Source organism: Streptomyces recifensis (assembly GCF_002154615.1).
Taxonomy (GTDB): Bacteria; Actinomycetota; Actinomycetes; order Streptomycetales; family Streptomycetaceae; genus Streptomyces; species Streptomyces griseoluteus.
This window is the reverse complement of record NZ_MUNH01000092.1, coordinates 1-10,661: the sequence shown is the minus strand read 5'-3', so window position 1 is coordinate 10,661 and position 10,661 is coordinate 1. Positions and strand designations below refer to the sequence as shown.

At 72.0% G+C, this 10,661-nt stretch carries 11 protein-coding genes; 1 reads left to right on the top strand and 10 read right to left on the bottom strand.

The genetic code is table 11. The features are described 5' to 3' along the window. Positions 1-3: 3 nt before the first annotated feature. From CCN33_RS05985 to CCN33_RS05950, 8 genes are all read right to left on the bottom strand, one after another. The gene (locus CCN33_RS05985) at positions 4-891 is read right to left on the bottom strand and encodes a DUF5936 domain-containing protein (protein WP_086691898.1); all 888 of its coding nucleotides are present in this window, start codon (positions 889-891) and stop codon (positions 4-6) included. Between the two features lie 16 nt (positions 892-907). Next, on the bottom strand, positions 908-1,852 hold the full coding sequence (locus tag CCN33_RS05980; protein WP_086691892.1) for a type II secretion system F family protein: 945 nt from the start codon (positions 1,850-1,852) through the stop codon (positions 908-910). Between the two features lie 4 nt (positions 1,853-1,856). Further along, complete coding sequence (locus tag CCN33_RS05975) at positions 1,857-3,194, bottom strand: TadA family conjugal transfer-associated ATPase (protein WP_086691888.1); 1,338 nt, start codon at positions 3,192-3,194, stop codon at positions 1,857-1,859. A gap of 13 nt (positions 3,195-3,207) precedes the next feature. After that, positions 3,208-3,567 carry a TadE/TadG family type IV pilus assembly protein gene (locus CCN33_RS05970; RefSeq protein WP_208621666.1) on the bottom strand — a complete coding sequence of 120 codons (360 nt, stop codon included), beginning with the start codon at positions 3,565-3,567 and terminating at the stop codon, positions 3,208-3,210. Continuing rightward, complete coding sequence (locus tag CCN33_RS05965) at positions 3,567-3,953, bottom strand: pilus assembly protein (RefSeq protein WP_086691885.1); 387 nt, start codon at positions 3,951-3,953, stop codon at positions 3,567-3,569. Before CCN33_RS05965 ends, CCN33_RS05970 begins: the two co-directional genes overlap by 1 nt. 2 nt (positions 3,954-3,955) lie before the next feature. Continuing rightward, positions 3,956-5,209, bottom strand: coding sequence for a CpaE/TadZ family protein (locus CCN33_RS05960; protein WP_086691882.1), 1,254 nt, complete (start codon positions 5,207-5,209; stop codon positions 3,956-3,958). Positions 5,210-5,221: 12 nt separating this feature from the next. Further along, a complete protein-coding gene (gene cpaB, locus CCN33_RS05955; protein WP_086691879.1) occupies positions 5,222-5,932 on the bottom strand; it encodes a Flp pilus assembly protein CpaB in 711 nt (236 codons plus the stop codon). Between the two features lie 61 nt (positions 5,933-5,993). Continuing rightward, a complete protein-coding gene (locus CCN33_RS05950; RefSeq protein ID WP_086691876.1) occupies positions 5,994-6,911 on the bottom strand; it encodes a hypothetical protein in 918 nt (305 codons plus the stop codon). 260 nt (positions 6,912-7,171) lie between these two features. Here CCN33_RS05950 and CCN33_RS05945 point away from each other — a divergent pair, with 260 nt between their 5' ends. Beyond that, positions 7,172-8,872 (top strand): chitinase, encoded by a 1,701-nt coding sequence (locus CCN33_RS05945; protein ID WP_086691873.1) that lies wholly within the window; start codon positions 7,172-7,174, stop codon positions 8,870-8,872. A gap of 61 nt (positions 8,873-8,933) precedes the next feature. On the opposite strand, the gene CCN33_RS05940 is transcribed toward CCN33_RS05945, so the two are convergent. Both CCN33_RS05940 and CCN33_RS05935 read right to left on the bottom strand, forming a co-directional pair. Continuing rightward, positions 8,934-9,452 carry a hypothetical protein gene (locus CCN33_RS05940; protein ID WP_086691870.1) on the bottom strand — a complete coding sequence of 173 codons (519 nt, stop codon included), beginning with the start codon at positions 9,450-9,452 and terminating at the stop codon, positions 8,934-8,936. Positions 9,453-9,552: 100 nt separating this feature from the next. Continuing rightward, a partial coding sequence (locus CCN33_RS05935) for a GntP family permease (protein WP_107483906.1) occupies positions 9,553-10,661 on the bottom strand: 1,109 nt, incomplete at its 5' end.

The following is a 10,661-nucleotide window of genomic DNA, read 5'->3' as shown; positions in this document are numbered from 1 at the left end:
TCCCTACTCCCCCGCCAACGACCCGAAGTCCACCCCGGACCCCAGCAGAAGGCCCGCGCCCAGCAGCAGCATCGTCGCCGGGACCATGAACGTCGTGATCATCAGCGTGGCCTTGGGGACGGCCCGGGCGGCCTTGCGGCGGGCGTTCTGGGCATCCGTGCGGCGCATGTCCTTGGCCAGGGACACCAGGGTGTCGACGATCGGGGCGCCCAGTTCCTCGCCCTGCTGGAGGGCGGTGACGAACATGGCGACCTGTTCGGAGTCGTTGCGGCGGCGGAGTTCGGTGAACGCCTGGCGGCGGGTCATGCCGAGGTCCATCTGGCGGAGCGTGATGCGGAGTTCGTCGGCCCAGGGACCCTCGTAGCGGGTGGAGACGCGGTCGAGGGCCTGGCGGAAGCCGAGACCGGCGCTGACGACGACGGCGAGGACGTCGAGGAAGTCCGGCAGGGTGCGCTCGATGACGTCCCGGCGTACCCGGATCGCGGACCAGATGCCGACCTCGGTCCAGAAGGCGCCGAAGGCGAGCAGCAGGAGGGCGACGAACCACTGGCCGCGCAGCAGGAAGACCAGGAAGCCGAGGGTGCCGAGCGCGCCGTAGACCGCGCGGCGGGCGGCGTAGCGGTCGATGGTGAGGCCGCCGGGGTTGCCCGCGAGGTCGATGCGGCGGCGGTAGCGGGCGACCAGGCCGGGGCCCATGAGGCGCAGCACGAGGGGTGCGTACCGCATGCCCATGCGGTCGATGACGGAGCCGACCGCGCCGGTGCGGGTGGCACCGATCTCCAGGGCGACGGCGAGGTCACCGGGCAGCTTGGTCTCGGCGCGGTACATGCGGACGCCCGCGAAGGCGCCCCAGACGCCGAGGGCCGCCAGCAGGGCGAGCAGGAGTTCCATCCGGTACGTCATCCCCTCACACGTCGATCCGGCTCATGCGGCGGATGAGGACGAACCCGACCGCGTACAGGGCGAAGGCGACGATCACGCAGCCCTGGCCGACCGGTGAGCCGGTCAGGCGTTCCAGGGCGCCGTCCTTGACGCCGTTCATCAGGAAGAGCGCGCCGATGCCGAGGGCGGGCACGGCGTACGAGGTCATGGTGACCTGGGAGAGCTGGGTACGGATCTCGCGCCGGGTCTCCTTGCGCTCCTCCAGCGTCTCGGTGAGGTTGCGCAGCGCCGAGACGACCTGCCCGCCCGCCCGGTTGGAGAGCACCAAGGTCGTTACGAGGACGACGAGTTCGCGGGAGGGCAGCCGGGCGGCGAGTTCGCCGAGCGCGTCCTCCATGGAGTGGCCGATGGCCAACTGATCGGCTACCTGCGAGAGTTCCTCCCCAGCCGGGGCCTCCAGCTCCTCGGCGGCCATGCCGATGGCGGTGCGCAGGGCGAGCCCTGCCTGGGTGGCGTTGGCCAGGATGCGCGCCAGTTCCGGGAGTTGGTTGATGAAGCGCTCGATGCGCTTCTGCCGCTGCCAGTTGAGGAACTGCACGGCCGCCCAGATGCCGAGGAGTCCGGCGATGGGCCCGAAGAAGGGCGCGAGGGTGGCCTGGCCGACCAGCCACAGCGCGGCGACCGCGGTGAGCATCCCGGCGAAGAACTCGCCGGGGGTGAGGTCGAGTCCGGTGGCGGCGAGCCGGAGTTGCAGCGCTCGCCCCAGCGCGGTGCGGCGCAATCGGCGGTCCAGTCCGCGGAAGTGCCGCTTCCGGCCGCCTCCGGCCACCTGGTCGGCGTGCGCGAGCCGGTCCTCCAGGGCGGCGCGCCGGGCCCGGCCCGAGGCGTAGGTCTGGACGCCCGCGACGGCGAGGAGACAGGTCAGCAGGGTGATGCCGGTGGTGAGCTGCGCGAGGGTGGACAGATCCATGGGCCTACCTGGCCTCTCGGGTGGCGAGCTGGTCCGCGGTGCGGGCCACGCCGAACGCCTGGGGCACGGGCTGGCCGGCCATGTAGAGGCGGTCGGCGGTGCGGCGGGGCAGCGGGAAGTACTGGAAGGCGCCGTGGACCTGGCCGTCGGCGGTCATGGGGCGGGCGTCGAAGCGGGCCACGGTCGCCAGCCGGTACGGCTCCCCGCCGTGGCTGTCCAGCAGGGCGACCTCGGTGATCCGGCGGGCGCCGTCCGCGAACCGGGTGAGCTGGACCAGTACGTCGACCGCGCTGTTGATCTGGTCGTGCAGCGCGGCGAACGGCACCTCCACGTCGGACATGGAGGCGAGGGTCTGGAGCCGGGTGAGGGCGTCCTCGGCGCTGTTGGCGTGCACGGTGGCGAGCGAGCCGTCGTGGCCGGTGGACATGGCCTGGAGCATGTCCAGCGACTCGCCGCCCCGGACCTCGCCGACCACGATCCGGTCGGGCCGCATGCGCAGGGAGTTGCGGACGAGGTCGCGGATGGTGACCTGGCCGCTGCCCTCGACGTTGGGCGGACGGGACTCCAGGCGGACGACGTGGGTCTGCTGGAGCTGGAGTTCGGCGGAGTCCTCGATGGTGATGATGCGCTCGTGCGCCGGGATCAGCCCGGACAGGGCGTTGAGCAGGGTCGTCTTGCCGGTGCCGGTGGCGCCGGAGACGATCACGTTGAACTTGGCCTGCACCAGCCCGGCGAGCAGCAGGAGCATGTGGTCGTCGAGCGAGCCGAAGCCGATCAGCTCTTTCAGGGTGTAGGAGCGCGGGAAGCGGCGGATGGTGAGGACGGGGCCGCTGAGCGAGAGCGGCGGGATGATGACGTTGACGCGCTCGCCGGACGGCAGCCGGGCGTCCACCATCGGATTGGACTCGTCCACGCGGCGGTTGACGGTGGAGACGATGCGTTCGATGGTCTGCATGAGCTGGTCGGCGGAGGCGAAGCGCAGCGGCAGCCGTTCGACCCGGCCACCGCGCTCCACGAAGATCGAGTCGGGACCGTTGACCATGATCTCGGTGACGGAGGCGTCCTCCAGGAGGGGCTCCAGGATGCCGAGGCCGAGCGCCTCGTCCACCACGCGCCGGATCAGCTGGGCGCGTTCGGCGGTGGAGAGCACCGGGCCCTCGCGGCTGATGATGTGGCCGAGGACGCGTTCGAGCCGGGCCCGGCGCTCGGCGGCGGCCAGCGAACTCATCTCCGCGAGGTCGATCTCCTCCAGCAGTTTGGCCCGGTAGGAGGCGACCAGGTGTCCGTCCTCCCCCCGGCTGCCCTGCTCCTCGGGCGAGTTGATGCGTGCCCGCAGGCTCATGAGAGGGCCCTCCTCAGTGGTCGACCGGCATGGTGGCGGACTTGACGGCGGTCCCCAGGTTCCAGCCGGGCACGACCTGGGGGATCTTGACGGTCGCGGTCACGGTGACCGAGTCGCCGCCCCCGCCGCCGCCCGAGCAGGACACGCTGAGCCCGCCGCTGACCGCGCCGGCGCACGCCCCCTGCGCGTCCTGCCGCAGCGAGGCGGCCCGCGCCCCGGCCCGCGCGGCGGTGCCGGCCTGCTCGGCGGCGTAGGCGACGGCGCCGATCTGGATGCCGGCCAGACCGACGATCAGCAGCACGGGGACGAACCCCAGGTACTCGATGGCGACCTGACCCCGGTCGCGGGTACGGCCGCGGCGCATGCCGGGCATCAGTCCTTCACCTCCTCCACGGCACCGGCGTGGCCGTGCACCGTGACCGGGAAGTCGATGGAGCCGGGGAAGAGGACGGGGACCTTGAGGTACACGTCGGCGGTGACGAAGCCGGAGCCCCCGCACCGCACCGACGCCCCGTCCCGCCACGCCCCGGACAGATCCTTGAGCCCCGCATCCGAGCACGCCCCCTGCCGCGCGCCACGGGGGGCCGCCGTGCCCGCCCGTACGCCCTCGTCGGCGGCGTTCCCGGCGAGGACGAAGGCGTACCCGACCAGCACGCACTGCCACATCAGGACCAGGGTCAGCACGATCAGCGGGGTCATGCCGAGCAACTCGACGGCGACCTGCCCCCGGTCCTCCCGTATCCTGCCGCGGCGCCTCATGCCTACTCCTTCCGCCGCCGGAAGCCCACGGCGCCCCGGTCGCCGCCGCGCTGACGGCCGCCCCGGTGGGCGGGGCCGTCGGCGGCCCTGGCCAGGCCCAGTTCCCCGGCCAGCGCCCACAGGGCCTGGCGTACGGTGCTGCGGGCGTCGAGTTCGTGCACGCGTCCGGCGTCCACCACCCCCTGCAGTTCCTTGAAGGCGGCGGGCACGGTGGTGCGGGCCAGGGCGGTGCCGGTGATGCGCTGGATGAGCGCGGGCTGGATCTCGGTGACGCGGGTGTGCCGGTTGACCACGACCGTGGTCTCCTCCGCCTTGCGGATCTGGAGCCGGTCCCACATCCGCACGGTCCGCTTGGCGGCGCGTACCGAGACCACGTCGGGCGTGGTGACCAGCAGCGCGGTGTCGGCGCCCTCCACGGCGGCCGCGGTGGCCCCGGTGAGCTGGGCGCCGCAGTCCAGGACGACGACCTCGTAGCGGGCGCGCAGGGCGTGGATGATCTGGCGGACGACGCGGTCGGTGACCTCCTCGCCGCGCTCGCCCTCGCCGGGCGCCAGCAGCAGGGCGAGCCCGGTGTCGTGGCGGTAGACGGCGTCGGCCAGGACGCGCGGGGAGATGTCGGCGATGGCGGCGAGGTCGGCGACCGAGCGGCGGAACTGGATGTCCAGGAAGGACGCCACGTCACCGGTCTGGAGGTCGAGGTCGGCCAGCACGGTGGCCCGGCCCGACGCCTGGGCGGCGAGGGCGAGCTGGAGCGCGGCCGTGGTGGCGCCGGTGCCGCCCTTGGCCCCGCTGACCGTGATCACCGTGCCGCCGGGGCCGCTGAGCACGTCGGCCCCGCCGTGCCCGAGGTGGCGGCGCACCCCGGTGGACCACTGGGCCACGGCCTGCACCCGGTGGGCGAGGTCCTCGTACGCCAGCGGCAGCCCGACCAGACCACGGGCGCCGGCGTCCATCGCGGCGGCGAACAGGGCGGGCCCGGCGTCCGTGGTGACGAGGATGACGCCGACGGCCGGGAAGCGCAGCGCTATCTCCCGGATCAGCTCCAGCGCCGGTACGGGGCCGATACGTTCATGGACGACGACGACCTCGGGGAGTTCGTCGACCGACTCCGCGGCGAGCCGCGCCAGGGTGTCGATTAGCCGGGTGGAGTCGGTGACCGGTGGGACCGGCTCGGCGTCCGGGAGCTGGCTGAGCAGGGTGGTGAGGGACCGTACGGCGTCCGGGTCCGCGCCGGCCGGCAGAATCCTGGTGGGCATGCGGGCCGCCTCTCACTTGTCCGTCGCTAGTTCGTAGGTGCGCTCGCGGTCCGGTATCTCCGACTCGCCGCCGGGGGCGACCAGGGCGAGCCGGACCCGCTGGGCGAAGGACTCGGCGTAGGTGACGCGCTGGGCGTCCAGGGCGGACAGCGCGAAGGTGATCGGGACGGCCTCGGTGGGCTGACGCTGCTGGTCGCGGTCCCGGTCGGGGTCGAGCGCGGTGATCTTCCCGACGTCCAGGACCCGCGCGTCCGTGACGATGATCTTCGACTGGTCGGGGTCGCTCTCCTTCTTGCCCTCGAAGGTGGCGTAGACGTTGACCCGCGCGCCGGGTGTGATCTTGCCCGCGACACCGGTGGCCGCGTCGATCATGATGGCCACCTCCTGCTGGCCCGGCCGCAGTTCGGGCTGGTCGACCACCATGTCGGTCTGGAGCAGGGAGCCCGCGCGCAGGGTGGTGACGGCGATCTTGCCGCGCAGCTGGGAGAGGTCGGTGACGGCGTTGGCGGACAGCCACCGTTTGGGCATCCGTACCTTCTCGAACTGGTCCGCGCCGAGCGCGGTGTACGGCTGGACCGCGGACTTGACCCGGTACGCGGTGACCTCGGGGCCGACCTTGGAGCGCACGTCGCTGATGACGGACAGCACGCCCGCGAAGGCGCCGAGGGCGCACAGGACGGAGAGGATCAGGAGTATCACGCCGCGGCGCTGACGGGAGTTCATGAACCGTGCAACCTCATTGGGGGAATCGGTCGTGCGGGACGGGAGCGGGGTCCGTGTCGGTTCAGGCGGGCGTACGCCCCTGAAGGGCGCGCGGCGGCGGCAGGGGGTGCTCGGGCGGGGAGGCGGAGCAGAAGACGCAGCGGTCGCCGATGACGTCGAGCCCGCACCAGTGGCAGCTCGACTGCCGCACCGAGGTGACGAGTTGGTAGAGCACGGAGAGGTCGGCGAGGTACCCGCAGAACTCGATCATCCGGCCGGTGCCCCACCAGGCGGGCGACTCGGCGGGCAGCGGGGTCTCGCGCAGCCCGTGCACCCCCCAGTCCTTGGCGAAGCCGGTGATCCAGTCGGACTGCAGCTGACCCCGGGCGAGCAGCATCCAGGTGCTGAACTCGGGGCCCTTGAGGGTGGCACCCTGGACGGCCTTGACGAGCTGGGGCTCGGGGTGCGCGACGACGGCGAACTGGGCTCCGGGCACCCAGGACTTGGCGTGCGCCTTGAGCCCCACGGGCACGTGGTCGAGGCGGGCGACCGAGCCGAGTACGGCACCGGCGTGGATGTAGTGGGTGAGCAGCCGCCCGGCCGAGGCGAGCACACCGGGACTGAGGTCGCAGGTGGCGAGCTGCCGTAACTGCCGGGCCAGGACCGCGACGCCGAGCGGCGGCAACTCCGGCCGGAACACGGCGATCCGGTCGCTCTCCAGCAGGGAGCGCAGGGTGTGCAGCCGGCGCAGCACGGGCTCCGGGGTGGCCTTGGAGCACAGGACCACCAGATAGCCGAACTGGTCGATCACGCCCTGGACTTCCAGGAGGGTCTGGTCCAGCGGGCGGCTGTGGAGATCGCGCAGCACGACGGCGGGCATGGTCCGCTCGTCCTGCGCCGGCAGTGCCAGGTCGGCACTGGTCACGGCGATGGCAGTTGGCACGCGCAGCTCCCCGCTCTCACACCCTCCGGCCCACCGGCACGGTTCCCCTCGGGCCATGACGACTTCGTTGCGTGACTACGTGAGCACTGTATCCACGCCTGGATCACGGGAGAACAGCGTTTGTGTAGCTCGTGGGGAACTCTCCGGTCACAACTGGCTTCAAAACGGGACAGGTTGCGCGGGCGGGCCGGGAGCCGTCCGTACGCCACCCCTTGACAGCGGAATTGGTCTGGACCAACGTGGGCGCACAGAGGTGCTCATCCCCTCTCCCCCGCGATCTCCCCCACTGGAGGCCCCAGTTGGACCTCATATCTGCCATGCCCGCGCCCGGCCGGCGCGGCCGGGCCCGTGCCCGGGCGGTGACCGCCGCCCTCGCCCTCGCCGTGGCGGGGCTGGCCGCCGCTCCCGCCTCGGCGGCGGACGTCAACAACGCAAGGAACGCCGGCTTCGAGTCGGGCCTGTCCAACTGGACCTGCTCGGCGGGCAGCGGCACGACCGTCTCGTCCCCGGTGCACAGCGGCTCCGCCGCGCTGAAGGCCACCCCGGCCGGGCAGGACAACGCCCAGTGCGTCCAGTCGGTGGCGGTCAAGCCCAACTCCACGTACACGCTGAGCGCCTGGGTGCAGGGCGGATACGCCTACCTCGGGGCGACCGGCACCGGCACCACCGACGTGTCGACCTGGACGCCGGACAGCTCGTCGTGGAAACAGCTCTCGACGACGTTCACCACGGGCTCCGCCACCACCTCGGTCACCGTGTACACCCATGGCTGGTACGGGCAGGCCGCGTACTACGCCGACGACGTGCAGGTGCAGGGGCCGGACGGCGGCGGGGGCGGTGACCCGGCGCCGACGAAGCCCGCCGCTCCGGGCGGCCTCGCGGTGTCCGGCACCACCTCGTCCTCGGTCTCGCTGGCCTGGAACACGGTGTCGGGCGCGACCGGCTACAACGTCTACCGCGACGGCACCAAGGTCACCGCGGTGAGCGGCACCTCGGCCACGGTCACCGGGCTCGCGGCGTCGACCTCGTACTCCTTCCAGGTCAGCGCGACCAACTCGGCCGGTGAGTCGCCGAAGTCGGCGACCGTGAGCGCGACCACCACGTCCGGTGGCGGGACCGTCCCCAAGGGTGACCTGCCCAAGCACGCGGTGACCGGGTACTGGCAGAACTTCAACAACGGCGCGGCCGTGCAGAAGATCTCCGACGTGCCCTCGGCCTACGACATCATCGCGGTGGCCTTCGCGGACGCCACCTCCACGCCGGGCGCGGTGAGCTTCAGCCTGGACTCGGCGGGGCTGAACGGCTACACCGTCGACCAGTTCAAGGCCGACATCAAGGCCAAGCAGGCCGCGGGCAAGAAGGTGATCGTCTCCGTCGGCGGCGAGCGCGGCACGGTCGCGGTCAGCGACACCGCCTCGGCGAACAACTTCGCGGGCTCGGTGTACTCCCTGATGCAGACCTACGGGTTCGACGGGGTCGACATCGACCTGGAGAACGGGCTCAACCCGACGTACATGACGCAGGCGCTGCGGTCGCTGTCGTCCAAGGCGGGCTCGTCGCTGATCATCACGATGGCGCCGCAGACGATCGACATGCAGTCGACCTCCGGTTCCTACTTCCAGACGGCCCTGAACGTCAAGGACATCCTCACGGTCGTCAACATGCAGTACTACAACAGCGGTTCGATGCTGGGCTGCGACGGCAAGGTCTACAGCCAGGGCTCGGTGGACTTCCTGACCGCGCTGGCCTGCATCCAGCTGGAGGGCGGGCTCGCGCCCTCGCAGGTGGGCATCGGTGTTCCGGCCTCCACGCGGGGCGCGGGCAGCGGCTACGTGGCGCCGAGCGTGGTGAACAGCGCGCTGGACTGCCTGGCCAAGGGCACCGGCTGCGGCTCCTTCAAGCCGTCCCGGACCTACCCGGACCTCAGGGGCGCGATGACCTGGTCGACCAACTGGGACGCGACGGCGGGCAACGCCTGGTCCGGCGCGGTCGGTCCGCACGTGCACGGCATGCCGTAGCGGTACCGGAAAAGGGCGGTGCCCCGGCTTCCCCGAAGGGAGGCCGGGGCACCGCCGTTCCTCACTCCGACTCGAAGTAGGCGTCCAGTACCGCGTCCATCGAGGCGTCCCACTCCGCGAAGTGCGAGCGGGAGGGGGCCTCGATCTCGATCGGGTACCAGCGGCGGTCCGGGGTGTGCACCGTGACGGTGAAGCGCTTGCCGAACCGGGCCGTCTCCGTCTCCACGGCGGCGATCTCCGGCCAGGTGAACTCGCACTCCTCCGCGTCCAGGGCGAGGCGCACGCCCCGCCGGTCCGCGACTATCCGCGCCCGGCGGTCGGCGGCCTCGAAGACGGGCCCGCCCTCCTCGGCGGGCTCCTCCCCGGCGTCGGCCGCACCGGCCTCCGGAACGGAGTCCGCGGGCGCCGAACCCCCTTCCGCCTCGGCCGAGTCGGCCGCCTCGGCCGTCGCCTCGGCGTCCTCCGCTTCCCCCTGGGCGGCGGAGCCCGTCAGACCGGGGATGAAGGCCGGGTCGAACCCGGCACCCGTGACGGGCTCGCCCTTCAGGGGCTGGCTGCTCGATCCTATGCGCTGCTCCACGGCGGCAGTATGGACGACTTCCCTGTGCCGGAACCACCCGGCGCTCCATTCCCGCCGGTATCCCCCCGGTACGTCCCCCGTCTGTCCGCCGGAGGAACGGTCAGACGAACAGGCTCACCACCGCCGCGACCGCGAACCCGGAGACGGAGAGCACCGATTCGAGGACGGTCCACGTCTTCAGCGTGTCGCGCTCGGTGATGCCGAAGTACTTGGCGACCATCCAGAACCCGCCGTCGTTGACGTGCGAGGCGAAGATGGAGCCGGCGGAGATCGCCATGATGACCAGGGCGGTGAACGCCTGGGAGTGGTGCCCCTCGGTCAGCAGCGGGGCGACGATGCCCGCCGTCGTCACGATGGCGACCGTGGCCGAGCCCTGGGCGACCCGCAGCACCAGCGAGATCAGGTACGCCAGCACGATCACCGGCAGGCCGACGCCGTGGAAGGTGTCCGAGAGCGCCTGGGCGACCCCGCTGGCCTTGAGGACGGCGCCGAAGACCCCGCCCGCGCCGACCACCAGCAGGATGTTGCCGACCGGCTTCAGGGAGGCGGTGGAGACGTTCTCCAGGGACTTGCGGGACCAGCCGCGCCGGATGCCGAGCAGGTAGTAGGCGAGCACCAGGGCGATGGTGAGGGCGACGAAGGGGTGCCCGAAGAACTCGATGACCGAGCGCCCGGTGGACGGGTCCAGCGCGACCGAGGAGAAGGTGGCGGCGAGGATCAGGATCAGCGGCGTACCGATGATGGCGAGGACCGTGCCCAGCGGGACCGGCTTCTCGGCCGCCTCCACGCCCGAGGCTCGCTGTTCGGCGAGCACCGCCTGCCGGGCCTCCTCCGCCGCCTCGACCATGTCCTGCGGGACGGGGACGAAGATGCGCCGGCCGACCCACGCGGAGAACGCCCACGCGGCCAGCACCGCCGGGATGCCGCAGACCACGCCCATGAGGACGACCCAGCCGAGCTGGACGTGCAGCAGTCCGGCCGCGGCCACCGGGCCGGGGTGCGGGGGCAGGAAGGCGTGCGTCATGGACAGGCCCGCGAGCAGCGGCAGGCAGTACAGCAGGATGGACTTGCCGCCCCGCTTCGCGGCCGCGTAGACCAGCGGCGCGAGGACGAAGATGCCGACGTCGAAGAAGACCGGGATGCCGAAGATGAGGCCGGTCAGGCCCATCGCCAGCGGTGCCCGCTTCTCGCCGAACAGCCGCAGCAGGC

Bases quoted from the DNA above. Each gene is read 5' to 3' on its own strand.
- CCN33_RS05960 (WP_086691882.1), bottom strand. From the start codon at position 5,209: ATGCCCACCAGGATTCTGCCGGCCGGCGCGGACCCGGACGCCGTACGG.
- CCN33_RS05975 (WP_086691888.1), bottom strand. From the start codon at position 3,194: ATGAGCCTGCGGGCACGCATCAACTCGCCCGAGGAGCAGGGCAGCCGG.
- CCN33_RS05950 (WP_086691876.1), bottom strand. From the start codon at position 6,911: ATGGCCCGAGGGGAACCGTGCCGGTGGGCCGGAGGGTGTGAGAGCGGG.
- CCN33_RS05970 (WP_208621666.1), bottom strand. From the start codon at position 3,567: ATGCCCGGCATGCGCCGCGGCCGTACCCGCGACCGGGGTCAGGTCGCC.
- CCN33_RS05985 (WP_086691898.1), bottom strand. From the start codon at position 891: ATGGAACTCCTGCTCGCCCTGCTGGCGGCCCTCGGCGTCTGGGGCGCC.
- CCN33_RS05945 (WP_086691873.1), top strand. From the start codon at position 7,172: ATGCCCGCGCCCGGCCGGCGCGGCCGGGCCCGTGCCCGGGCGGTGACC.
- CCN33_RS05980 (WP_086691892.1), bottom strand. From the start codon at position 1,852: ATGGATCTGTCCACCCTCGCGCAGCTCACCACCGGCATCACCCTGCTG.
- cpaB (WP_086691879.1), bottom strand. From the start codon at position 5,932: ATGAACTCCCGTCAGCGCCGCGGCGTGATACTCCTGATCCTCTCCGTC.
- CCN33_RS05965 (WP_086691885.1), bottom strand. From the start codon at position 3,953: ATGAGGCGCCGCGGCAGGATACGGGAGGACCGGGGGCAGGTCGCCGTC.